General features: G+C 49.8%; 23 protein-coding genes and 2 pseudogenes. 2 read left to right on the forward strand and 23 right to left on the reverse strand.

Going from position 1 to position 25,131, the window contains the following annotated elements; genetic code table 11:
* Positions 1-20 precede the first annotated feature (20 nt).
* From H525_RS0109985 to argC, 3 genes are read right to left on the reverse strand one after another with little or no spacing between them, the layout of a single operon-like run.
* Entirely contained in the window at positions 21-1,202 is a 1,182-nt protein-coding gene (locus tag H525_RS0109985; protein ID WP_027416091.1) for an acetylornithine transaminase, read from the reverse strand.
* On the reverse strand, positions 1,199-2,038 hold the full coding sequence (argB, locus tag H525_RS23565) for an acetylglutamate kinase (RefSeq protein ID WP_245590449.1): 840 nt from the start codon (positions 2,036-2,038) through the stop codon (positions 1,199-1,201). The genes H525_RS0109985 and argB overlap by 4 nt, the downstream gene beginning before the upstream one ends.
* 43 nt (positions 2,039-2,081) lie before the next feature.
* The gene (gene argC, locus H525_RS0109995; RefSeq protein WP_027416092.1) at positions 2,082-3,119 is read right to left on the reverse strand and encodes an N-acetyl-gamma-glutamyl-phosphate reductase; all 1,038 of its coding nucleotides are present in this window, start codon (positions 3,117-3,119) and stop codon (positions 2,082-2,084) included.
* 186 nt (positions 3,120-3,305) lie between these two features.
* On the opposite strand from argC, the gene H525_RS0110000 reads away from it, so the two are divergent.
* Both H525_RS0110000 and H525_RS0110005 read left to right on the forward strand, forming a co-directional pair.
* Positions 3,306-3,551, forward strand: a complete 246-nt coding sequence (locus tag H525_RS0110000) for a hypothetical protein (RefSeq protein ID WP_051330948.1) — start codon at positions 3,306-3,308, stop codon at positions 3,549-3,551.
* Positions 3,529-4,101: a DUF6036 family nucleotidyltransferase gene (locus tag H525_RS0110005; protein WP_027416094.1), complete on the forward strand. Its 573-nt coding sequence runs from the start codon at positions 3,529-3,531 to the stop codon at positions 4,099-4,101. Before H525_RS0110000 ends, H525_RS0110005 begins: the two co-directional genes overlap by 23 nt.
* Before the next feature lie 55 nt (positions 4,102-4,156).
* Here the strand turns inward: H525_RS0110005 and H525_RS0110010 are convergent, their stop codons facing one another.
* The 20 genes and pseudogenes from H525_RS0110010 to H525_RS0110105 all read right to left on the reverse strand — a co-directional run bounded on the left by H525_RS0110010 (position 4,157) and on the right by H525_RS0110105 (position 25,061).
* Positions 4,157-4,564 (reverse strand): c-type cytochrome, encoded by a 408-nt coding sequence (locus H525_RS0110010; protein ID WP_027416095.1) that lies wholly within the window; start codon positions 4,562-4,564, stop codon positions 4,157-4,159.
* Between the two features lie 82 nt (positions 4,565-4,646).
* A pseudogene (locus tag H525_RS26245) lies at positions 4,647-4,796 on the reverse strand (YitT family protein); the annotation flags it as partial.
* 189 nt (positions 4,797-4,985) lie between these two features.
* Positions 4,986-6,099, reverse strand: a protein-coding gene (prfB, locus tag H525_RS0110020; protein WP_155837224.1) for a peptide chain release factor 2 whose coding sequence is annotated in 2 segments (ribosomal slippage) — positions 4,986-6,017 and positions 6,019-6,099 — 1,113 coding nt in all. Because the reading frame shifts where the segments join, the coding sequence is not laid out codon by codon here.
* 2 nt (positions 6,100-6,101) lie between these two features.
* The gene (gene secA / locus H525_RS0110025; protein ID WP_027416097.1) at positions 6,102-8,621 is read right to left on the reverse strand and encodes a preprotein translocase subunit SecA; all 2,520 of its coding nucleotides are present in this window, start codon (positions 8,619-8,621) and stop codon (positions 6,102-6,104) included.
* 199 nt (positions 8,622-8,820) lie between these two features.
* Positions 8,821-9,813, reverse strand: a complete 993-nt coding sequence (locus H525_RS0110030) for a polysaccharide deacetylase family protein (protein ID WP_027416098.1) — start codon at positions 9,811-9,813, stop codon at positions 8,821-8,823.
* Between the two features lie 171 nt (positions 9,814-9,984).
* Complete coding sequence (locus tag H525_RS0110035; protein WP_027416099.1) at positions 9,985-10,416, reverse strand: universal stress protein; 432 nt, start codon at positions 10,414-10,416, stop codon at positions 9,985-9,987.
* A gap of 112 nt (positions 10,417-10,528) precedes the next feature.
* Positions 10,529-12,106: an amino acid permease gene (locus H525_RS23570; RefSeq protein ID WP_051330949.1), complete on the reverse strand. Its 1,578-nt coding sequence runs from the start codon at positions 12,104-12,106 to the stop codon at positions 10,529-10,531.
* A gap of 206 nt (positions 12,107-12,312) precedes the next feature.
* Complete coding sequence (eutC, locus tag H525_RS0110045) at positions 12,313-13,209, reverse strand: ethanolamine ammonia-lyase subunit EutC (RefSeq protein WP_245590450.1); 897 nt, start codon at positions 13,207-13,209, stop codon at positions 12,313-12,315.
* 112 nt (positions 13,210-13,321) lie between these two features.
* On the reverse strand, positions 13,322-14,683 hold the full coding sequence (locus H525_RS0110050; RefSeq protein ID WP_027416101.1) for an ethanolamine ammonia-lyase subunit EutB: 1,362 nt from the start codon (positions 14,681-14,683) through the stop codon (positions 13,322-13,324).
* Between the two features lie 377 nt (positions 14,684-15,060).
* Positions 15,061-15,310, reverse strand: a pseudogene (locus H525_RS28530) (BMC domain-containing protein); the annotation flags it as partial.
* A 5-nt stretch (positions 15,311-15,315) separates the two neighbouring features.
* A complete protein-coding gene (locus H525_RS0110060) occupies positions 15,316-15,588 on the reverse strand; it encodes a EutN/CcmL family microcompartment protein (RefSeq protein WP_027416102.1) in 273 nt (90 codons plus the stop codon).
* Between the two features lie 12 nt (positions 15,589-15,600).
* Positions 15,601-16,311, reverse strand: a complete 711-nt coding sequence (locus H525_RS0110065) for a hypothetical protein (protein ID WP_027416103.1) — start codon at positions 16,309-16,311, stop codon at positions 15,601-15,603.
* A gap of 100 nt (positions 16,312-16,411) precedes the next feature.
* Entirely contained in the window at positions 16,412-16,702 is a 291-nt protein-coding gene (eutM, locus tag H525_RS0110070) for an ethanolamine utilization microcompartment protein EutM (protein WP_027416104.1), read from the reverse strand.
* A gap of 29 nt (positions 16,703-16,731) precedes the next feature.
* Positions 16,732-18,282, reverse strand: coding sequence for an acetaldehyde dehydrogenase (acetylating) (locus H525_RS23580; protein WP_051330950.1), 1,551 nt, complete (start codon positions 18,280-18,282; stop codon positions 16,732-16,734).
* A 53-nt stretch (positions 18,283-18,335) separates the two neighbouring features.
* Complete coding sequence (gene eutL / locus H525_RS0110080; RefSeq protein WP_027416105.1) at positions 18,336-18,989, reverse strand: ethanolamine utilization microcompartment protein EutL; 654 nt, start codon at positions 18,987-18,989, stop codon at positions 18,336-18,338.
* Between the two features lie 14 nt (positions 18,990-19,003).
* Positions 19,004-20,029, reverse strand: coding sequence for an ethanolamine ammonia-lyase subunit EutC (gene eutC, locus H525_RS0110085; protein ID WP_027416106.1), 1,026 nt, complete (start codon positions 20,027-20,029; stop codon positions 19,004-19,006).
* A gap of 12 nt (positions 20,030-20,041) precedes the next feature.
* Complete coding sequence (locus H525_RS0110090; RefSeq protein WP_027416107.1) at positions 20,042-21,406, reverse strand: ethanolamine ammonia-lyase subunit EutB; 1,365 nt, start codon at positions 21,404-21,406, stop codon at positions 20,042-20,044.
* A complete protein-coding gene (locus H525_RS0110095) occupies positions 21,403-22,899 on the reverse strand; it encodes an ethanolamine ammonia-lyase reactivating factor EutA (protein WP_027416108.1) in 1,497 nt (498 codons plus the stop codon). Before H525_RS0110095 ends, H525_RS0110090 begins: the two co-directional genes overlap by 4 nt.
* Before the next feature lie 123 nt (positions 22,900-23,022).
* On the reverse strand, positions 23,023-23,619 hold the full coding sequence (locus H525_RS0110100) for an ANTAR domain-containing response regulator (protein ID WP_027416109.1): 597 nt from the start codon (positions 23,617-23,619) through the stop codon (positions 23,023-23,025).
* A gap of 5 nt (positions 23,620-23,624) precedes the next feature.
* Positions 23,625-25,061, reverse strand: a complete 1,437-nt coding sequence (locus H525_RS0110105) for a sensor histidine kinase (protein ID WP_027416110.1) — start codon at positions 25,059-25,061, stop codon at positions 23,625-23,627.
* Between the last annotated feature and the right edge of the window lie 70 nt (positions 25,062-25,131).

Below are 25,131 nucleotides of genomic sequence, written 5' to 3' on the forward strand. Positions count from 1 at the left end.
AGCAGCTGGTGCCGGACTCTTTATTCGTTCGCAACCGGCTCTTTCATCCGGTTGAGCACATTTTCGAGTACGTCAACCGCACGGTCAATTTCTTCTTTTTTTATCGTAAAAGGCGGAAGAATCCGCAGCACGTTCGGACCTGCCTGCAGCATCAAAATACTTTCCGCTCTCATCTGCTCAATGATGCCTGCCACTTCTCCCGTCATTTCCATTCCAATCATCAGCCCTTTGCCGCGCACCTTAACGATAGTCGGGTTTGCAGCGGCAAGCGCTTCAAGCTTTTCTTTAAAATAAACACCCAAGCCGTGAACCTGTGCCACGTATCCGTCTTCTTCCAACGTTTCGAGGGTAGCAAGCGCAGCGGATGAGGCCAGCGGATTGCCTCCGAATGTGGTACCATGACTGCCAGGCCCGAATGCTTCAACAAGTTTTTCTTTTCCGACAATAGCGCCGATCGGGAACCCGCTCCCCAATCCTTTCGCCATCGTAATGATATCAGGCTCTATATCGTAATGCTGGTAGGCAAACCATTTACCGGTGCGGCCGATGCCTGTCTGGACTTCATCGACAATAAGCAGCAGATTGTGTTTCGCACAGAGTGTTTTTATCTGCTCGACAAATTCCGGGTCAGCCGGATTGACACCGCCTTCCCCCTGAATCATCTCCAGCATAATCGCGCACGTTTTATCCGATATCGCGTCTTGTAACGCGCGGCTGTCGTTATAAGGGACAGTAACAAATCCTTCGGGCAGCGGGTCAAATCCCTCTTTCACTTTCGCCTGGCCTGTGGCGGTAAGAGTGGCCAGCGTCCGGCCGTGAAACGATTGCGTAAAGGTAATCACCTCATACCGCGGTTCATTCAGTATCTTTTGCGTATATTTTCGCGCGAGCTTAATGGCTGCCTCATTCGCTTCCGCACCGCTGTTACAGAAAAAGGCGCGATCGCCGCAGGTTAAGGAAACAAGCTTTTCCGCCAGCTTCTCCTGCACCGGAATTTCAAACAGGTTCGAGCAGTGCCAGAGCGTGTTGAGCTGTTCCTGTACTTTTTCTTTCACTTTAGGAGGAACGTTACCGAGCGAAGTGACCGCAATACCCGCAATCAGATCAAGATATTTTTTACCGGATTCGTCATACAGGTAATTGCCTTCCCCGCGTACAATGCGAATCGGCCAGCGCCCGTAATTTGGAAATAAGCTGCTCATCCGAACATCGCCTTTCTTTCTTTTATAATTTTTGTCCCGGCAGGCTCCCCGCCCGCAGCTTTAAGGAGAATTCCGGGCTCATATCCATCGACGATTAAAACTTCTTCCACATCTTGGCCGAGCGCATCAAGCGCAGCCTTTACTTTTGGTATCATGCCGCCGTAGATAACCCCGTCGGCGATGAAAGCTTCAATTTGCGTTTTGGTTAACTCGGGAAGCACCTGCGGCCTTCCATCCGCTTCCTTCATAACACCGGGAACATCCGTGACCATCACAAGCTGCTGAACACCGAGAGCTCCCGCCACCGCACCGGCCATCGTATCCGCGTTCACATTGTAGAACTGGCCGGCTGTGTCGATGCCGATCGGGGCTAACACAGGGATGCATCCCGCTTCGCTAAGCGCTTGAATCACATGGGGCTGAATGGTTTCTATCACCCCGACAAACCCAAGGTGTTCCGGTCCCTGCTTTACCACCATCGTCGCTCCGTCAATTCCGCTTATGCCGACCGCACAGCCGCCGGCTTGCTGGATGCGGCCGACAACCTGTTTGTTTGTCTGGCCGATCAACACCATCTGGGCGACTTTCAGTGTTTCGGCATCTGTCACGCGGAGCCCGTCGATAAAATGGGGTTCGATTCCCATTTGCTTAAGCGTACCGGAAATCGCCGGCCCCCCACCGTGGACAATGACGGGGTCAATACCGCTCTGCTTAAGAGCCGCAATATCCTGATAAAACGAGTCAGGCAGTTGGTCGAGTGTACTGCCCCCGCATTTAATGACTACTTTTTTTCCCACCGTTCCACCTTCTTCGGCTTTCTTATCTTCAAAAGGCACCTAAGGCAATCGCCTGTGCCTTCAGCTTGGCGCTTGCCAAGTTTTACGGGAAAACAGGGGTGAAATTCAGACCCGTTGTTTCCGGTAATCCAAACATAAGATTCATATTCTGAACCGCCTGGCCGGCAGCCCCTTTCACCACATTATCGATGACCGACAGTACAATAATGCGGCCCGTTCGCTGATCGATATGCCAGGCGATATCGCAGTAATTCGACCCGTACACTTCTTTTGTTTTCGGGTAAGAACCTGGCTGGCGCAGGCGCACAAACGGCTTTCCTTCGTACGCCTGATTGAAAGCATCCGCCACCCGGCCTTCTGTTGCCCCCGCTGTCAGAGCTGCGTAGCTTGTCGTGAGAATCCCACGATTCATCGGCACCAAGTGCGGCGTAAACGAAATGATTGCTTCTTTGCCGGTGAGCTTCGTCAGAATTTGTTCAATCTCCGGTGTATGCTGGTGTATTGCCACTTTGTAAGCGGAGATACTTTCGTTCACTTCGCAAAAGTGACTGCCGAGTGTGACCGAGCGACCCGCACCCGTTACCCCTGATTTGGCGTCGATAATAATGGACGTTTCCTCGATGATCCCCGCCTGCAAAAGCGGAAGCAAACTCAGCAGCGCTGCCGTCGGAAAACATCCCGGGTTTGCAATGACCTGCGCCTGTTGAATCGCATCGGCCATCCATTCGGACAAGCCATAAACCGCTTGATCCAGATATTCCTGCGGAGCGGGTTCTTTTCGGTACCATGTTTTGTATACATCAGTAGTTGCCAATCGCAAATCTCCAGATAAGTCAATGACTTTTAATGAATCATTCATTAATTTCGGGATAAGCTGACCGCTTACGCCCGATGGTGTAGCAATAAATACAACGTCTGCAGTGCACTGAATTTCCTCAACATTGATTTCATGAAGATCCTCCGTAAAAACATACTGCAGATGCGGATAAATAGCCTGCATGGAATTCCCGGCCTGTGAATTTGAATAAACGGCTGAAATACGAGCCTCGGGGTGCTGCAATAACAGGCGAATCAGTTCGACCCCGCTGTAACCGGTGGCTCCTATGATTGAAATGTTCACCGTGTTTCCTCCTGCTTGTAAGCGACCTTGTAATTTATGAATTATTATACATTGTATAGTATATTAATTCAATTACTTTTTTTGAATGACGACACGTACTACTAAAATTGAATGGAAATTGGTTTAAAGAATCAATTCGGTTGAGTACAATAAATACAAAACCTAGTAATAGGGAAGGTGGTTATTGTGCGGGAATTTCAGATGGAAGACTTTTTTAGAGATATCGATCGAAAGCAGAAAGAAGTCAATGAATTGGCGTATACACGCTTTAGAAGCGGTACGCGTAAAGTAAGGATTCGCCCACGGGATGAAGATGAAAAGAGATGTTTGGACATTATTTGCCGGGAGAAGTGGCTGCGAGCGGTAAGAGAAGGTAAGGTAAAATATATCAGCGACAGGGAGATGGATTATGTTATCGATGGAGAAGTATAAAAAAGAGGTTGAGGGATTAAAAGGAAAGGCCAAAACTGAGAAAATGCTTTTGTTCTCTGCAATTCTTACCGAAATTCTAAAGCAGGACAATATTGATCTAATTATTGTAGGCGGTTTCTCTGTCGAGCTGTACACCCGTAACAGCTATGTAACCGAAGACATTGACTTTGTTATGGACGGCCGGGATAAAGCAAATAGTGTCTTATTGCAACTAGGATTTAAGCAGCAAGGGAAAGACTGGCTTAACGGTGAACTTGGGCTTGTGGTTGAAATTCCCGATAACTGGCTAGACGGTGACTACAACCGTATTACAAAACTAAATATCGGGAACGGGCGGTATGTAAATGTCATAGGAATCGAAGATATTATTTGTGACCGGCTACGCGCCTGTAAGTTTTGGAAATCGGAAAACGACTGTGAATGGGCATTCCGTTTGTTTTACTCACATAAGGAGCGTATTGATATCCAATATCTAAACGAAAAGGCAACCAAGGATGGAACCTACGAAATTATAGAAGGATGGCTTAAAGAAATCGAAGACTTAAGGTAAGCGAATCTTTTAAAAAATAAAAAGGCAAGGGTGACTTTTGTCAGCCCTTGCCTTTTTATTTTTTCGTTACTAGCCAATCGGCGAGCACCTTTGCATCCGCATCACTGACGAGGTGGGCCGGCATTCCGCCGCCGCCATTAATGATTCGGTTCCGGATTTGATCTCGTGACAACTGGCTACCAATTTTTGCGAGGGCTGGCCCTACGCCGCCTTCAAGGTTTTGCCCGTGGCAAACGATACAATGGGCCTGATACATCTTCTGCGCGTTCGCCGCAGCCGTTGTGCCACCGGCAGTATTGCCCCCGGCCGTTCCTTTGTTAGCACCTGAAGTCCCACCGGTTGTTCCACCACCGGCCCCGCCTGTGGTGTTCCCTTGTTGAGCATTTTTATTGGCCGTTCCACACCCGGCTGCAAGCGCAAGTGTAAGCAGCAGGGATGATATGTAAATTATCCACTTTTTCATAAAAAAACCTCCTCTGCGTATTCGCACTTAGTATGAACAGAGAAGGGAACTTTATAACATTTTATCTAAAATTTTTATGCGGCTAATAGCGCCTAAAGCCTTCCCCAAGCACCTCGTTCGTATCGCTTACAATGACAAACGCTTCGGGATCTATTCGCTTCAAGACGTTCTTTAAGCGGGCAATCTGATTTTGGTTTACAACACACATAAGCATCGCCCGTTCCTGGTCGGTACATACTGCCGAATGAATTCTATCCATTTATCCGTTTGAGAGGAAGGGATAGCGGAGGACTCCGTTCTTCTCTGCTGCATACATTTTACCCAATTTCTTGTAATATAGTGTGTTTTCTGGCTGGTTTATACAGAGGCGTAGCTGGCTCAACACGGTCAGCCCCGGTAATCAACTCAACTCAGCTGCAAGTTAGTCGTTTAACTGCTGACGCAAATACGCGTCGATAAAGGGCGTGATGTCTCCGTCCATTACAGCCTGAACATTTCCGGTTTCTTCACCTGTCCGGTGATCCTTCACCATGCTGTACGGGTGGAATACATAGGAACGAATCTGGCTGCCCCAGCCAATTTCTTTTTGTTCCCCGCGCAGTTTCGCCGCCTCTTCTTCTTGCTCTTTAATTTTTCTCTCATAGAGCTTTGATTTTAGCATCTTCATCGCCCGCTCCCGGTTTTGAATCTGGGACCGCTCCGTCTGGCACGTAACAACAACCCCTGTCGGCACATGGGTGATACGGACAGCCGAGTCGGTTGTATTAATATGCTGGCCGCCCGCTCCGCTGGATCGGTACGTATCGATTTTTAATTCGTCGGGGCGAATTTCGATTTCAATGTCATCGTCAATCTCTGGCATGACATCGCACGACACAAACGACGTGTGACGGCGGCCTGACGCATCAAAAGGAGAAATTCGCACAAGGCGGTGCACCCCTTTTTCCGCTTTAAGATATCCATACGCATTATGCCCCTTAATCAGCAGCGTTACACTTTTAACGCCCGCCTCATCGCCCGGCAAATAATCAAGGGTCTCCACTTTAAAACCCTGTTTTTCCGCCCAGCGGGTATACATGCGTAAAAGCATTTCCGCCCAGTCCTGCGATTCCGTGCCGCCCGCGCCCGGGTGCAGCTCAAGAATCGCGTTGCGCCGGTCATACGGCTGGCTGAGCAGAAGCTGCAGTTCGTATTCCGACAGCTGCCTGTTAAGATTCTGTGTGGACTCCATAATGTCGGGAACAAGCGATTCATCGCCTTCTTCCGCAGCCAGTTCCATGAGAACCTGAATATCTTCATAGGAAGAATGAAGCCCACTGAAAGTGTCCACCGCCTGCTTCAAAGCGTTCACTTCGGCGATCACTTTCTGCGCTGTATCATTGTCATCCCAGAAATTCGGCGCGGCCATCTTCTCTTCTAAAGCCGCAATTTGTTTTTCCTTATTAGGAAGGTCAAAGAGACCCCCTGATTTCATCCAATCGCGTTCCGATTGTCGTCATAAGCTGCTTTACTTCTGTCAAAGACGTAACAGACATGATTATCCCTCCTGTAGTCCATGGCAGTTCTTATATTTTTTACCGCTTCCGCAGTAACACGGATCATTGCGGCCCATCTTCGGCTCGCTGCGGCGAACGGGTTTTTTCGGCGCAGGCTCATCCGAAGCCGGCATGACCGCCTGGCCTTTCGCCACTTCCTGACGTTCGAGATTATTGCCAACCTGAGCTTTCATAATGTACGTTGCGACTTCTTCTTCAATCGTGGCGATCATTTCGTTAAACATTTCAAAGCCTTCCATCTGGTACTCACGGAGCGGATCGGTTTGACCGTACGCACGCAGGTGAATCCCCTGACGGAATTGATCCATGGCATCAATGTGATCCATCCACTTGCTGTCTACAGCACGCAGCACAACGACCTTTTCAAATTCGCGGATGTTCTCCTCGCCAATCTCCTGTTCACGCTCGGCGTACAGGCGTTCCACAAGCTCACGGAAAATCTCCATGATTTCTTCGCGGTCTTTACCCCAGATGTCCTTCGTGGTAAGCTGCCCCTCGTACAGGAACGATCCGTTGCAGTGATCGATCAGGGATTCCAAATCCCACTCTTCCTGTACAACTTCATCCGGACAATGAATAGTAACCAGGCGTTCAACGTGTGACATAATCATGCCGATTACCGCATCACGCAGGGATTCCGTTTCCAGCACTTCACGGCGCTGCTTGTAAATCACGGTACGCTGCTGGTTCATCACGTCATCATACTGGAGGACAACGCGGCGCATGTCAAAGTTGGCGCCTTCCACGCGTTTTTGGGAAGATTCAATCGCTCGCGATACCATTTTGCTTTCAATCGGCACATCTTCTTCCATCCCCAGCCTGTCCAGCATTCCCATGATGTTTTCCGAACCGAACTTGCGCATCAGTTCATCCTGCAGGGAAATAAAGAACTGGGAAGAACCCGGGTCCCCCTGGCGTCCGGCACGTCCGCGAAGCTGGTTATCAATCCGTCGGCTTTCGTGGCGCTCTGTACCTATAATATGAAGTCCGCCGAGTTCGGCAACACCTTCACCAAGTTTAATATCCGTCCCACGGCCGGCCATGTTGGTCGCAATCGTTACGGCCCCTTTTTGTCCGGCTGCTGCAACAATTTCCGCTTCACGGGCATGATGCTTCGCATTCAGCACGTGATGTGGAATGCCTTTTTTACGCAGCATGTTTGAAATCAATTCTGATTTTTCAATAGAAGTCGTACCGACAAGGACAGGCCGGCCTTCTTTATGGTGCTTGATAATATCCTCGACAACCGCGTTATATTTTCCTTTTTCGGATTTATAGATCGCATCCGGCTTGTCTTCCCGGATGACGGGTTTGTTCGTCGGAATGGCGACGACTTCGAGGCCGTATATTTTCTTAAATTCTTCTTCTTCCGTCTTGGCTGTACCGGTCATCCCGCCCAGTTTCTTATACATCCGGAAGTAGTTCTGCAGCGTAATGGTGGCGAGCGTCATGCTTTCATTCTGAACGACAAGCCCTTCTTTCGCTTCAATCGCCTGGTGAAGGCCATCGCTGTAACGGCGTCCCTGCATTAGGCGGCCGGTGAATTCATCGACGATAATGATTTCCCCGTTGTCCACGACATAATCCACATCAATTTTCATGAGCACGCGGGCTTTTAACGCCGTGTTAATGTGATGGTTCAACAGGATATGTTCTGAATCATACAGGTTATCAATATTAAATGCTTGTTCGACCTTGTTAACCCCTTCTTCGGTCAAAGCAACCGAGTTGGCTTTCAGGTCAATCGTATAATCTTCCTCTTCTTTCAAACGCGTAACGAAACGGGCCGCTACATAATAGAGTTCGGTTGATTTCTCCGCCTCACCGGATATAATGAGAGGAGTACGCGCTTCGTCGATTAAAATACTATCGACCTCGTCGACAATACAGTAATTCAGGTCGCGCTGCACCATCTGCTCTTTGTAGAGAACCATGTTATCGCGCAGGTAGTCAAAGCCAAATTCATTGTTTGTTCCATACGTGATGTCGGCTGCATAAGCCTCACGTTTTTCATCCGGGGACATCCGGTTTAAATTCACGGCACAGCTGAGGCCGAGGAAATTATAGATTTGCCCCATTTCTTCCGCGTCACGAGCCGCCAGGTATTCGTTGACGGTAATCACATGCACGCCTTGACCGGCAAGAGCATTCAGGTATACAGGCAGAGTGGCAACAAGCGTTTTCCCTTCCCCTGTCCGCATTTCCGCAATTCTCCCATCATGAAGAGCCATGCCCCCAATGAGTTGTACATCATAGTGACGCATTCCCGTTACACGCCGCGAAGCTTCACGGCATACAGCAAATGCTTCATGCAAAATATCGTCAAGGGTTTCACCCTTTGCCAGTCTTTCTTTAAACTCATCCGTCTTATTGCGCAGTTCGTCATCGCTTAACGCCTGGATTGAAGGCTCTAATACGTTAATTTTCTCAACGCGCTTCGCGTATTTCTTCACATCGCGCTCGTTAGTGTCTCCAATCATTTTTTTGATTAATCCCAGCATCGGAATTCTCCTTCCAATTGCCGCCCGTAAATTGGGCGAAGCTACTCTCTAAATTTTTATTGTATCAGTAACGCGATACGTTGACAAGAAATGGAGTATGGGTGATAAAGGAAAAAGCAGACTCGTACGGGATGCATAATCATTTTTTTCGATTGAATCTTAGATGCCTTTCAAATTCATATTACCCACCCACAATATGTCAATCCCCTTCTATAAGCGTATGAACCGTTACAAATGTGTATCCTCTCTTACGCAAATAATCAATGATACCAGGCAGTGCCTTTACCGTTCCATCTAATATACGTGGTGCGGTTAAGAGTGCATGCTGTAGAATGATGGCTCCCGGCGACACATCTCTTTTTACGATCGATAAAATCTCCTCCTCTGATATTCCCTGCCAATCAAGTGTATCAACTGACCACATGATGATTTGATGACCTAAATCATCAATTGTGCGAAGATCTGCATTCGTAAACAAACCAAAAGGCGGCCGAAATAGAACCGTTTTACGTCCTGTAATTGAATCAATCTCCAACTCTGCCTTTTGGACTTCTTGTATGACTTGAGTAGTTGTAAGCTTAGGTAATTCAGGATGGCTCCAACTATGGTTACCTATCTCATGCCCTTCCTGTAGAATCCGTTTTAATACTTGGGGAAATAGCTTTACCTGTTTTCCCACAACAAAGAATGTAGCCGTAACTCCATTGTCGTTGAGAATGTCCAAAATCTGAGGAGTATAAAAATTATCCGGGCCATCATCAAATGTTAGAGCAACCCTTTTCTTACTTGGATCTCCATTATAATAAATCCTGGGTATGCTGGATGGTGGAGTATTCGTAACGATATAGGTTCTGGATTGTTTAAAATGATATGATACGGTCATCCCTAGTTTTTCAGATACATATTGCAGCGGGATATATGTACCGTCAGGAAAATTAGTGGTGATTGTCGGAAGAAGATCACGCTGCCACATATCTTTCACATAGTAATCGGCATATTTTTTTCCTGATGGTAAAGTAAGTATCATATTATTTCTCTTTAAGACCACAGATTGGTTCTCAACATTCCAATCCACGAAAACACCAGTGTATTTAAAGAATAGGGCTGGTACCATTAAATAGCCATTTTGCAGATAATATGTGGTGATTACGGGTTGACCGTCAATATAAATCGGCGCTTGAGGTAAAATCATGTCAAACCTCCCTTGCATCCCCCTTGAGAAAAACGTAATTACATCCCCCAATATTAATACGCACCCAACAAAATACCGTTCCATCTTTATCCACTTACTTTTTATGTACAAAAAAAACGGCCTCTTTTCACACTGGATGAAAGAAACCGCTTTGTTTCAACTTTCTGCGACTTATTTAACGATGAGAACCGGGCATTTAGCTAGCTGGGCTACTTTGTGGCTGACGCTGCCGAGCAGGATTTCTTTTGCCATGCCGCGGCCGTGGCTGCCAACTACGATAAGGTTGACCCCGTTTTCCGCGGCATACTGAACAATGGACTGTGCCACATCACCGGTTAAAAGCTGTGTTGTACAATGGATGCCTGCGTCTTCTGCGTTCGTTTTCGACCGGCTGAGCAGTTCCTCCCCTTCCTGCCGGATCGCCCGATTGAATTCGGCGACAGACAGCGCCACTTCTCCCGCCGTATAGCGGGTTTGCACGCTGTGCACAACATGGATGACGCTTAGCGCAGCCTTCTGTTCTTTTCCGAGCACAATGGCGGCATTCAACGCCTTTTTACTGAAATCGGAACCGTCTACCGCGACAGCAATTTTCTTGAACATGTTCATTCCTCCCCGGTACTTTATCTATTATTTTATAAGCAATGGGCCTGCTAAAAACAATCAGTCTACTCTATAAAACTGCCTGCTGCTCTACTAACCATTTGCGCACGCATCAGCCCGCAGCGCCCATACGTTCATTTACTTCACGGTACGATCCTAAATGCGGTCCCTTAAAATGCTTCCGTGCCCGTATTCTGTATAGCAGGAATAAAAGAATAAGAACCGTGCCAAACGCTTTGCCGGTTGCATAATGGAGCGTAAATGTTGCCGTAAGAGGAATATCGCTCGGCGCGGTTACAAACAAAATGGTAATAAAACAAATCCAGGCCACAGCGATGACATTGACAATAACGCTCCAGCTTCCCAGGGACCACGGGCCATTATCTCCGGCCGTCCACACCCCTTTATACTGGGCCCGCATTTTTAAAAACAGAGGAACTGCGTAGGAGCTGTGCAAACCGATAACGCTTAGTGAAGTCACTACTGCATACACATTATCAAAAAGCCCGCATGCGAACGCCAGCGCTCCGGTGAGCCAGATAGCATTAAAAGGGGTACGGAATTTCGACGATACTTTCCCCCAAATATTGGATAAAGGCAATCCTTTATCGCGGGCAAAGGCATAGATCATTCTTGACGCGGATGTGATAGAAGACAGTCCACAAAACCACATTGCAATCGTTACCATCCAAAGTGTAGCCCGGCCAAACACGCCGCCCATTGCCTGTTCAATGACCACAATAAAGGCGTTCCCGCCGCCAGCAGCCACAGCTGCCGGGTCTTTAATGGATAACGTTACTAAGGCGAGCATCATAAATCCAAAAATACCGGAAAGGGCAACAGACAAGTAAACGCCCCATGGCGCCCGGATTTTAGCGTCTACTGTTTCTTCACTCGTATGCGCGGACGCATCATAACCCGTAATGGTCCACTGCGCCTGCAGCAGCCCGACCAGGAAGGCAAACCAGTACGGTGTGGAACTGTTGGCTACGGTGGAGAAACTCATATCAAATAAATAGCTCACATCTTTGGAAGGTCCAAAGTAAACAAGCGACCCGATAATGATACCAACCCCAACCATATGATAGATGGCGGATACATCATTCAGCTTGGCAACAATTCGGATCCCTACATGGTTCAGTAACGCATGGCTGGCTAAAATCACCGCGTACACCAGCAGCGTCTGACCCTTGGTCGGGTGGTCAAAAAGTAAGGAAGACGCAAAGCCGGCACACCCGAAGTCAATTCCGGCGACGGTAGCTACCTGGCCGACCATATTAAGCCATGCAGAAAACCATCCCCATCCGGGCCCGCCAAGAATAGACGCCCAGTGATAGATGGCGCCAGAGGTTGGAATAGCCGACGTTAACTCAGCGAGAGCCGCTGCAAGAAAGAGGACAAAAAGCGTAACAAACGGCCAGCCGATCCCCATGACCGCCGGCCCTCCCTGATTAAAGCCAAAGCCATAGAGTGTAACAGCTCCGGTTAAAATAGAAATAATCGAAAAAGAGATTGCAAAATTGGAGAAACCGCCCATATCCCGCAGTAATTCCTGCTTATAACCGAACGCATTTAAATCATCGCCGGAATTTTCTTTTGTGCGGGCGAGCTTAATACCCTGATTGGCTTTCATAAAAAGGCCGACCATAACCAGCAGCGTGACAATAATTAAACAGATACCTAATACCATCACCAATCCCCCTCAGCAAGCTTCTTTCTTGACATGTAATAAAACAACGAAAAGGTAGACATTTAACAAAAATATATAAATATTCAGTAAATATATTCGGCAGCTCTACTTCACTTATAAACCTGCCATCCTTCAAACCTATATCCTTCAAACCTACATCCTTCAATTCCACACTCTTCAATTCTACACCCTTGTAACTTTACAACCTACGTTCCCCTCTGCTTGGCAAATGCCACACCGCTTGCCTTCCGCTTGAGCATCTCAGCTATAATGTCGGCAAGATGCGCCCCTGCTTCGACCGGCGACAGTCCGCCTCTGTGAATATTGGAAATGACCGTCCGATCGGCCTCGACCGTATGCTCTCCTGGCCGGTAAATCATATAGGCGCTGATGCTTTCCGCGGTAGCCAATCCGGGCCGCTCCCCAATCAAAGAGACAACGACGTCGCAGTCAACAATGGCGGCCACATGGTCCTGAACCCACACGCGTGCCCGCCTGATAAAGACAGGTCTGCCTGTGCTGATGTTTTTTAGCTTCAGCCCCTGCATTAGTGACGGAAGTAAATCGTTTATGTTAGCCTCCACGGCCGACGAACTCAACCCGTCACATACAATAACCTGCACGTTCTTGCCCTTTTCTGCATGTTTATCCAGCCACTCGGCCGACTCCGGTTTCAGCCGTCTTCCCAGATCAGGATCCATCAGGTAAGCCTGCAGGTCATCCGTTCTCGTTTCCAGCACCGGCAGCTGTAATTCCGTTAAAAATTCCGGGCTTACGTCTTGTAGAACGGCATCCTGGGCAGCCGCATGATCGATGCGAAACTGCAGGTAGCTGGTCGTCCTCATCCTCGTACCGGCACGGCCAATCCCAATGCGGGCGGGTGTGATCTGCCGGGCCCGCTCAATCGCTTCCCGATTGTTCGGATGCCCGACGCCAAATTCCTTCCCTTCCGGAAAAAGGACAGGAGAACCGCCGATGTCCTGTTTAACCGTTTCATTCTGTTGTCTGCACGGATGCAGCTTTTTCGCAAATTCCTGCAAAACATCCGATACAATGGCTTCCAATTTATCCGTTTCCAACCCGTTTCCTTTATGTGTTTCCAAACAATTCACCTCCTACCCTCGTTCAAGAAGACCTGGCTAACGCCAGGCCGCGGGCGGCAGGCGATCTGCCTCGTTGCACTTGCATAGATAAGAAAATTATCCTTCCTCTTATCTACGCAAAAATAGAGAGATCCCCTGCGCGCTCCGTCAATCTGCCGTTTTCCATGATCCCCATTTTCTCAAGCCATTTCTCAAATTCCCGAAGCGGTCGATATCCCAGCATTTCTCGCAGGCTGGCATCATCGTGGTAACTCGTATCCTGATAGTTCAGCATGACATCATCGCCGCCCGGAACGCCCATATAGAAATTGGCTCCCGCCAGGGCGGTGAGAATACCGGCAATCTCCTGGTCATTCTGATCCGCATGCATATGATTCGTATACGTTGGCGCGATGCCCATCGGCAGCTGGTGCATTTTTCCCATAAAGAGATCTTCCAGATCCGCCCGAATCATCTGGCGGCCGTCGAAGAGGGTTTCCGGCCCGATAAACCCGGAGACATTGTTTACCATAAACGGTTTCCAGTGTCTCGCGAAGCCGTAGGTACGCGCTTCGAGCGTCTGCATATCGACCCCTCTGTGGGCGTTTAGCGACACCTCAGAACCTTGCCCGGTTTCAAAATACATTACATTCGGCCCGGCTGACGTTCCATACCGCTTCATCATTTCCAACCCCTGATCCAGCAATTGTTTAGAAACACCGAAGGCTTCATTCCCTTTCTGTGTCCCCGCCAGACTTTGAAACATGAGAGCGATAGGCGCTCCCTTATCCAGCGCTTCCATCTGGGTGGTGATATGGGCAAGCACACAATTTTGCGTGGGAATTTCCCATCGTCTGATAAATTCATCACTCATGTGCAGAAGCCGGGAAACTGATTCAACGGTATCGATATTGGGGTTAATGCCGATCACAGCGTCCCCCGATCCATAGGAAAGCCCTTCTTTAATCGAAAACAAAATGCCTTCGGGGTCATCGGTCGGGTGGTTAGGCTGGCAGCGGAACGCCAGCCGGCCCGGCTCCCCAATCCATGTATTGCAGTGTGCCTTGTATCTCATTTTTTGGGAAGCCATGACCAGATCGATGGTAGACATTAGTTTGGCCACCGCTGAAATCATTTCGCTTGTTAATCCCCTTGCAAGGCGTGAGAGTTCGTGCGAGCCGGTTTCGTGTAAAAGAATGTAATTTCTGAGCTCGCCAACAGGCCAATCTTTTATTTCCTTATAAATAGAGAGATTTACGTCATCATAGATGACCCGGGTTACCTCATCATCCTCATAAGGAATAACCGGATTCTCGTAGATATCCGCCAGCCGGATTTCGCTCAGCACAACCTTGGCAGCCATCCGTTCAAGCGAAGAATCGGCAGCGATTTTAGCCAGTTTATCCCCGGTTTTTTCTTCGCTTGCCTTGGCCAGAACCTCAGCAAGAGAAGAAAATTGGTAATATTTCTTTCTCATCACGCAGGACAGCCTCATCGCATTTTCTGCCTCCATTCCTTATTGAGAGCCTCTATTGTTTTTCCTCCGTCCACGCCCTGCCTCCCCTCCGTCCAAATTCAACGGTCCCGCGTCGGCACCTGGAGCTGGAGAGTCAGATTCCTGAGCGCTATCTGTCGCTATCACATCCTGTGAATCCTGCGTATCCTGTGTATCCTGTTGTTCTCCCGCCAGCGCCCCGCCAGGCGCTTGATTGTGCGGTTGAACTTCAACCTGTGCACCGCCCGATTTTGCAAGAGAAGCAGCGGAATTAGAAGAAACGGTAGAATTGGAAGAAACAGTAGAATTGGAAGAATCGGCAGGAGGACGCTGCTTTGCGCTGTCTGTTGACTTACCGTCCTTTTTTAAAATGCCGCGCACCTCGTCGTCGGGGCGCGGAATCAAATGAAAGGCGACAAGTTCACCGACCCGCTTTGCCGCCTCTTTTCCCGCTTCCAGAGCCGCCTGTACGGCTCCTACATCTCCCTCTATCATGACTGTAACGAGAGCCGCATCGATTTTTTCCTGGCCGACAAGCCGGACATCGGCCGATTTAACCATCGCATCTGCCGCTTCAATGGAGCCAATCAAGCCTCTTGTTTCGATCATCCCTAATGCTTTTGCCATTGCGATCACCCGCTTTCTACATCGATAGAATCCACAATACCAATCACCACGGCATCGATCGGCACATCTTTATTGTCAACGACAAATCTGGCGGCGCTCCCCTGTGTAATCATGACACGGTCTCCGATACCGGCACCAATACGATCGGCTGCAATAACAGGAACATCAACAGGCGTCCCGTTTGTATCCTCCAGTTGAATAAATAAGAATTTCAGACCAATGAGACCATCTTCTTTACGGGTCGCCCATATGTTCCCGATTACTGTTCCAATGCGCATCTTCTCACCGCCTCACGATTCTTCGACATGTATGGTTATCCCTCGTTCCCTCGCCGTATCACGCGCCAGCGGCGTAATAATCGTGGTATGGGAAACGATAATTCCCACAGCCTCGGCCAATTGTACATCGCGCTGGGTGAGCAGCCTCTCTGCAAAACGAACGGTTTTCTCCGCCGTCAGCTGCGATTCTGCTGCCTTTTCCTGCTTCTCTTCCCTTTCTATATTAAGCAAGTCACCTATGTCTTCAACAAAATGAACCCCGAAGGAAACGAGCTGCTCTTTGTGCTTGTATATATGATTCCGGTAGCGGCTCCCTTTTTCAAATAAGCTGGCTTCCGGCTTTCCACAGAGCCACTGCAGGAAACAGCAGGGAACCATCGTTACAGAAATACCGCGCAGGAGCGCATCCGCCAGAACCTGGCTCTCCCCGGTATCGGTTAACCCGAGAGCCCCGCGAATCATCAAATCCTGACCTGCGTCTAAAAAAAGAACATGGTCGGTTCCATTCAGGAGCGGGAGGGAGTCTTGTTCGAAAGCCGAACCCTCGATAACTCTCCATTTAGCCTGTAATTGCGTACAGGCCCTATCAAGGTCCTCTTTCGTGGTGTTCCGGCCGCCAAGAAGCAGCAAAACCGGCTTTACACCCTCCGACGATTTTTCCAGGACACGGGAGAGAACTTCTCTTACAATGATTTCAATCGCCTCGCGTTCAATGGCTATCACCCCTTTTAGCTCCGGTTACCCGTTATTTTTTGCGGCGTTCCCATCTCTCCGCTTGACAGGAGCGCCGCATTCGCTTCGTCTAAATCAACGTGCATGTTAGTTATTCCGCGTCTAGCTGCGGTAAGATGCTCTCCAGTTCATTATGCGGGCGTGGAATGACGTGGACGGACAATAATTCTCCGACGCGCTGCGCGGCGGCTGCTCCCGCATCCGTAGCAGCTTTCACCGCGCCTACATCCCCGCGGACGAGGACGGTTACAATCCCGCCGCCAACGTGGACTTTACCAATCAAATGAACATTGGCTGCCTTCACCATGGCATCAGCCGCCTCAACAGACGCTACCAGACCTTTTGTTTCAATCATTCCTAAAGCTGTAAGTTCTCTTGCCATTTTACCTTCCTCCTTATAGTAAATAAATTCTATAATCGTGCTATAACTTCACTGACCAGGGAGGCCACCGTTTCCCTGTCAACCGCCGGCGTCGCTCCCACCTGTGCCAGCACCCTGTCAATCACCGTTTGAATCTGTTCCTCCTGCGTCGGTTGTTCCGCCGGTTGTGCGTATGCGTGGCCAGCCTGGGGAGCGGAGAATAACTGCCCCGATTTCGGAATCTCCACCGTTTTTGTTTCAAAAGCAAGACGCTTAATGTTCATGAGATGGTGGACGGTAATATTATCGGACGTAATGTTGCCGCCGAACGTACCGCAGCCAAGCGTCATGGACGCCTGCAAACCAGTCGTTCCACCTACCGCTCCAAGCGATGAAGGCGTATTGACGACGAGCCGCGATACCGGCATGCGAAGGGCAAATGTGCGGGCAATCTCATCATCTCTCGTATGCAGCGCCAGCGTATGTCCTCTTCCACCAAGTTCCAGCAGCCTTTCACAGGTGCCCAGCGCTTCCTCTACCCCGTTAACCGTATAAAAAGCAAAAATAGGGGATAACTTCTCAAGTGAAAATGGAACATCCTTGCCGATTTTGGATTCTTCCGCGATAAGCAACCGCGTATCCGGCGGCACTGAAACGCCGGCCATCTGCGCGAGTACCACCGCACTTTTCCCGACAATTTTCGGGTTCAGTTTTCCGGGAACCGGAGAAATCAAACGCTCCATTTTCCGTTTTTCTTCTTCATGCAAGAAATAAGCACCGTTATTTTTACATTCACGGATAACCATTTCCCGAATATTCCGATCGACGATGATCGCCTGTTCGGAAGCGCAAATCGTCCCGTTGTCAAACGTCTTACTTTCAATAATTTTTCGAACGGCGGAGGGCACATCGGCCGTTTTTTCAATAAATACAGGTACGTTGCCCGGGCCCACACCATAGGCAGGTTTTCCCGAACTGTACGCCGCCCGCACAAGGCCACTGCCCCCGGTTGCCAGAATCAGATTAACATCCCGGTGCTTCATTAACCCTTCCGTTGCCTCCATGGTCGGGCGGTCCATCCAGCCGATAAGTCCTCCCGGCGCCCCGGCCTCAACCGCTGCCTCCAGGCAAATTTTTGCGGCTTCGACCGTACAGCGAGCAGCCGAAGGATGGGGGCTGAACACAATCGCATTGCGCGCCTTAACAGCAATTAAACTTTTAAAAATAGCGGTCGAAGTCGGGTTGGTAACAGGCACAATTCCGGCAATCACCCCGAACGGCGCAGCGACCTCGATTATTTTCCTGTCCGGAATTTCCCTGATGACACCAACCGTTTTAGTGGTCGCAATGGATTCAAACACACCGCGTGAGCCAATCTGATTTTTGACCACTTTATGTTCAACAACGCCCAGCCCTGTTTCTTCCACCGCCAGCCGGGCCAATTCGTATGATTTTTCATACGCAGCCTCAGCCATCGCTTTCACAACCCGGTCCACTTGCTGCTGAGAAAAATCCTGAAATGCCTGCTGGGCTTCTTTTGCCCGCCGAACCGCATTTCGCATATCCTGCAGAGTCTGTAAATCCTGATCAATCGGCTGCATGGCAATCACTTCCTTTCCCTGTCACCTGTCAGTGTCGTTGATTGTTTCGTTTCCTAATATGAGATGGGATGTCTGGCAATATCGATGATGCTGTCGCGAAAAGCATCCGCTGCCGCCTGGCAGGCCGACTGTGTTCCCGTCAGTAAGCCTCCCCCGTAGTTTGTTTGGGAAGGGGGGCCGAAAAAAGAAACGAGTCTTACATCAGCCGCCTTCAGTGCAGCGTCCATCCCGTACATCGCTTCCAGAGGCGGGGCGATTAAATAAGCCAGAGGTTCACCCTCCTGAATCCCGGCCGTTTTGGAAAGATAGCTGCCCGTTCTCGCGATCACATGGGCATACAGTGCGTGGCTTCCGTCTTCATTGAGCGCTTCAAAATGCGCATCATAGCGAATCGTATTCTCCACCGCCTCGATGCCGCTCGCGATTTCATCCGGATTCGGCCCGACGATTATGCCGATAAACTCACCGGAAAGCGGGCCGGATGCGTGGGCAGCACCCGCATAGAAGGAACGCGCATAAACCACTTCCACTTCCGCTCTTTTCGTTGCTTCATCAAGAGCTGTATATCCCACATCATCAATGGTGGTTGTAACCATGCCCAAACTTCGCTGTCCAGGCCGCAAATTAAACTCGCGTGCCAGTGCTTCATCCACATTCGGGATGACGCGAACGGCAAGGACCTTTGCTTTTACCGGAGCCAGTTTCACGTCTGCAGCCCTCCCTATCCTTCCTTCTGAACAAGCGCCACCCCGCTCGCTTTGTATTTAAGAATTTTTTGCACGACATTGCCAAGGTAAGCCCCTGCTTCTACCGGCGGAATTCCGCCTGCGTGAATATTTGAAATCACCATACGGTCGGATTCCAGCGTACCTTTGTGTGGTTTATAGCATAAATAAGCGCTGAGTGATTCGGCGCTGACCAGTCCAGGGCGTTCACCGATAAATAGCACAATGACTTCCGGCTGGAGCAGTTCCCCGATTTCATCCATCACAGCGACGCGGCCTTTTTCCACAAAAAACGGAGTCCCCTGCTGGATGCCAAGCTGACGCAGGGATTGCTGCAGGGAAAGAAAAGCATCCTCGAAATTCCGGTCGATTGCCTGGGAACTCAAACCGTCCGAGACGACAATCTGAACTTTTGGCGCCGCCGCACATCGTTCGCGAATCTTTTTTTTAGCGTCTTCCGTGAGCCTTCTCCCCAGGTCTGGCCGGAGGATATATTCCTCTTTATCCCTGACCATGGTTTGCACGCTGAATAATTGATGAGTTTCCAGTACTTTCGGGTTCGCCTCGCCGTATACCGCATCAACGGCAGCCGCATGGTCATACCGGAAGCGCAGCCACGTTTCCGTCCGTGGGCGAAGACCCGCGCGCCCTACCCCGATACGTGCCGGAGTCTTGCTCATCATCTCCAGCAGCAATTCCTGATGACGGGGCTTAACAATGCCGCTCTGCGGCTGGATCGCCTCGGATTTACTCGCATGCGACGGCACCGCCGGCTTTCCACCCGATACGGCATGTTCGGATACGACAGGTTCGGATAAGGCAGGAGAACGGTTCCGGTTAACAGCAAACGAGTCGGAAGCGGGCTGGATATGATTCCACACTTTCACCGATCCATACCGATGTAACGGGGACTCTTCTTCGGGAGAAGGCGAAGTATCCGCCGCTTGGCCGCCTTCCTCCCGGCTGTTTTTGATTTTCTCCAGAACAAGTTTCGTTATCGTCTCAACCAATTGCTCGTTCATGTTTGCACCTCCTTAACGTACAAAAATGGTAGGATCCCCGGCACGCGCGCTTAATTTTCCCGCCTCCATAATACCCATCTTCTCTAACCACTCCTGAAAGCGGGGAGCCGGCCGGCGGTTCATCGTCTGCCGCAGTGTTGCCACATCATGATAGCTCATCGATTGGTAATTCAGCATACAATCGTCCCCCATCGGAGCGGCAATGATAAAGTTCACTCCCGCTGCCGTGAGCAGAACCCCGAGGTTTTCCATGTCGTTTTGGTCTGCCCGGATATGGTTCGTGTAGCAGATGTCAACCCCCATCGAAATTCCGTGCATTTTCCCCATAAAGTGGTCTTCCAGTCCCGCCCGGATCACCTGTTTGCTATCGTACAAATATTCCGGCCCGATAAATCCGACAACCGTATTGAGGATATACGGATCATAACGGCGTGCGAACCCGTAGTTCCGCGATTCCAGGGTCATCTGGTCAATGCCGTGATGCGCTTCGGCGGACAGCTCCGAACCCTGTCCTGTTTCAAAATAAAGCCGCTGCGGCCCGCTGCTCGTTCCGAGCGCACGAATCATATCTCTCGCTTCATCCAGCATAGCCGCCGTGATGCCAAACGATCGGTTGGCCGCTTCCGTACCGGCAATACTCTGGAAAATCATATCGGCGGGAGCCCCCTGGGCAATGGCTTTCATCTGGGTTGTGACATGCGCCAGCACGCAATTCTGGGTAGGCACTTCCCATTTCTCGATAAAATCATGCGTGGCGTGCAGCAGGCGCTTGACACTTTCAACGGAATCGTCGACCGGATTAATCCCGATCACGGCATCACCGATTCCATAAGCGAGACCTTCCTGTAAGGAAGCGAGCATTCCTTCTACACTATCCGTAGGATGGTTAGGTTGAAGCCGGGAAGCGAGGGATCCCTGCTGGCCGATCGCCGTATTGCACATGGAAATAATCTCAATTTTGCTTGCACAGTGTATCAAATCCAGATTGGACATCAGTTTTGCCACGGCGGCAATCATTTCACTCGTTAAACCTCTGCTAATTCGCTTCATCTGTTCTCCCGTTGTTTTATCATCGAGAATCTTCTCTCTTAACTCGGCAACCGTCCAATTCGCCATTTCTTTAAAAATCGCTTCGTTGACCTGTTCCTCGATAATCCGTGACACTTCGTCTTCTTCCGGAGGCAAAAGCGGGTGGGCTCGTATGTCCCCCAGGGTCAAATCAGCCAGTACCCGCTTGGCAGCAATCCGTTCCTGCACCGTCCCGGCTGCGATCCCTGCCAAACGGTCGCCGGACTTCTCTTCATTTGCTTTAGCAAATACTTCTTTTATATCAGTAAACTGATAGACTTTATCCAGCAGTTTCGTTTTAAGGTTCATTGCAGGGCCATCCTTTCTGAAGAATGAAAAGTAAGCGTTTTGACAACAACGGGAACAACTTCCGTCTGCAGCATATGGCCGATATCCACATAATCACCCTGTTCCACCTGAACCTGGTCAATACAGAGGATGCGGTGTCCGGGATTCATCGACTGCAGCGTTTGCCCCAACACTTTGGCCATATCACTCGAAACGATAATTACGATAGGCTCCTTATGATTCCGCGGCTGACGATAGGATGAAAGCAGCCAGTCTGCCAGTTCCCGCACCTCGCGGAACCTGAGGACAGGAAGCCCGGTTAGATAGAGTGCAAAGCTACGCCCTTCTCCCGCCGGATCGTAAATCCGGATCGCTTTTTCGATAGCAGTATGTATCTTTTGCCTGCCGTCGGCCAGGCTCCCGTTCATGTCCACGTGATACACCGGCAGGTTTTTAATCGGCAGGCAGGAACGATCCACGTGAATCGTTGCCCCGCTAATTTCCGTTGTCTGCATACCTGCGCCAAGCACGGTTGCCCTGACCGTTTCCAGCGGCTTGATCCATTCCCACCTGGTAAGTTCGGCCGACTCTGCAAGCACTCTGGCAAGTATGAGCCCAATATCTGCATAGCTGTCGTTTAGCAGAGACTCCCTGCCGTTTTGTTCCAATCCGTACAGACATTCGCTCACGCCGCCTGAGAACATAATTGCCTCCACAGGGGCCGTCCAGTCCGGCGGATGCCCGAGCAGGAGGATTTCATCCCCCGGCTCGACCCTCCCGTCGAGGATATGGGAGAGGGTGCGGACCATGGCCTGCACAATCTCTTCAACCACTCCCCGGGGAGCAGGCTCTCCCTCGATCAGCCGCAGCCCTAATCTGTGCAGCAAATCCCGCACTGGAGAAGAGATTCGTTTCACGACCTTTTCACCGTGGGCGACCTGACCCGCGTGAAATTCAATCAGCCTTCCGCCGATATGGAGGGTGCACGTACCGAGTAAATGACCGGACCGATAGACAGCGATGTTCGCGGTTCCACCACCGATATCAATATTGGCGACTGTTCTGCCGGTTTGCCTCGAATACTCATAGGCGCCGGAACCTTTCGCCGCGATAATTCCTTCCAGATCCGGGCCCGCCGTGGCCACGAGAAATTCCCCGGCTCGTTCGGACAATTGGTGAACCATTTCCTCGGCGTTCTGCTTTGTTGCAGTTTCACCTGTAATAATTACCGCGCCGGTAGCGATATCCCGGGGATGAATACCCGCCCTCCGGTATTCCTGTTCTACCAGCTCCAGCACGGCCCCCATGTCAATCCGACTGTCCGATTCAAGGGGCGTGCGGTAAATCGGGCTTTTATATAAAACCTGTTTATCGATAATCTCAATCCGCGGCACATGGCTTAGCCCTGCTGTATTCGCGAGTGAAAGGCGGCTGATAATCAGCTTGGTTGTACTCGTTCCGATATCGATACCCGCACTGATCAATTCTTCCTGTTCACGGCGCAGCGGTTTCATTTCAACCCCCCCTTACGTTAAGGAAAATTTGGCTAGCACCAAGCCAAAAAGGCGCCGTATGCGATCGTTGCATTATACGAATCGCACAGGCGCCTTTGCCCTCTTTATTCTTTTTTGCGTCATTTACGACGTTAACGAATCCAGTTTCAAACTGCGGTGGGCAATCACATGATCCGCCGCCTCATCCATGGAAATCCGGTTGTTCATGCAGTATGTTCTCAGCTTTCTGTAGGCTTCTTCCTCGCCCAGATGGTACTCAGCCATCAAAACTCCCTTGGCCTTTTCTATCTTTTTTCGTATCTCAAGCTGGTGTTCCAGCTTTTTTATGCTGTCCAGCAAACAGTTGATTCGCATTGCCTGCCCGAGGGCGATTTCCACAGAGGGAATAAGGTCCCTTTCCGTTATCGGTTTGACAAGGTATCCAATGTTCTGCGCTTCCCGCGCTTCCTGAACAAGTTCTTGTTCGCTGTATGCTGTCAACAACAGCACCGGTATTCCATACGTTTTTTGGATAATGCGGCTTGCCTTTATGCCGTTCATTTTCGGCATTTTTACATCCATCACGATTAAATCAGGCCGATGAATCGCCGCCTGTTCGATGGCCATGTCACCGTTGTTAGCCTCAGCCACCACGTCGTAGCCGGCTTCCACCAGCATTTCTTTCACATCCATCCGTAAAATTGACTCATCATCAACCACCATAATGCGGCCTTTACTCATCCTCATCACTCCTGGGCAAGGGGAAAAGTAACCTTTGATTTTGTGCCCCCTCCATCGTTTTGACCAATCTCAAATCTTCCGGAAAGATCGTAATGGGTTAGGTTTCGTACGATTTCCAGACCCAGCTGATCCGTATTCGGCCGCTCCTGAAGACCAACGCCGTCATCCTGTACAGATAAATAAAGCCTGTTCTGTTCATCCATATGAAACATGACGACGATGCTCCCTTCTGTCCGCCCGGTGAAGCCGTGTTTGATGCTGTTCTGAATCAATTCAGTGAGAATCAGAGCGAGCGAAACTGCCTGTTTAGAGGAAAGCTCAATATCCTCAATGTCAACTTCAATATCGACCCGGCAATCTTCACCCTGCATATTATAAATCAACATTTTTGCAATTTTTTCAATCACCTGGTTCATGTTGACCTTCTCAATCCCGCTGTAAGAAAGGACTTCATGAATCGTGGCGATACTGTTAATCCGGTTCAGGCTTTCCTGGTACAGTGATTTTGCTTCGTCCGGTACCCCGCGTCTTAGCTGGAGCCGCAATAAGCTTGACACCGTCTGCAAATTGTTTTTGACACGGTGGTGAATTTCCTGAATCACCGCCGATTTTACCATCAACTGGCGCTCTTTTTCACGCAAATCCGTGATATCCCGAATATACAACAGAATGCGCCGCGCTTCGTGATTCTGCTGCAAACAAATGCCGCGCAGGATATAAACCATATCCTTAAAATGAACCTCCCGCTGCATGACACTATTGTGGGAGTAATCGCTGGATATGACGAATGGAATCACTTCGTTGACTCTTTTGTTGATGTAGTTTTCCCGGGTAAGCCCGCTGTACGCCTCAATCATCCCGATTGCAAAATTATTGGCATACAGAATGGTTCCATCTTCCCGCAGCAGGACAAGCGCCTCTTCAATCACATCCGGAATGGCCTGTTCCTTCGCAATTAAGTCCCAGAATGTACGGCTGAATTCTTCCGTTGTTTCCGATAAGATAGCCAGTTCATTCTCGTTTTTCACCTGAAGAGAAATATCCTGCTCCAAAATCAACATCCCAATTGACTCTCCGCCGCTGTTTTTAATAGGCAGCACATTTTGCTTCACATGCTGTCCTTCCTGGGTAACGGCACGATTCATCATAGCCGGTCTGCCTGTCCGGTAGGCGCGAAAAACGGCCGGTTCGTAAGGCGCAAATATTTTCTTCCCCACATAGCTCTTCTCGTAAAGGGAACGAGTGGTCGCGGGAATGGCTTCCGCAACAACGATAGCGGTGTCCCCGATTCCGTCATTCACCGGACAATCGATAAATACGTTGGCCTGGGAAAGATCCGCGATTGTCTGGATCATTTCGCTGTTTTTGATTAGACAATCAATGTCCTGTTCCGTAAGCACGGTATACTCCATACAGAGGCGGTAAATTTGAGAATCCACCATCGTTGAAAGACTCCTTTATTGAACCTCTCATGGCTAAAGCCACGAGATTCTTGGGTAGTCCGCTCTACTG

Source organism: Aneurinibacillus terranovensis DSM 18919, assembly GCF_000430625.1.
Classification (GTDB): Bacteria; Bacillota; Bacilli; order Aneurinibacillales; family Aneurinibacillaceae; genus Aneurinibacillus_B; species Aneurinibacillus_B terranovensis.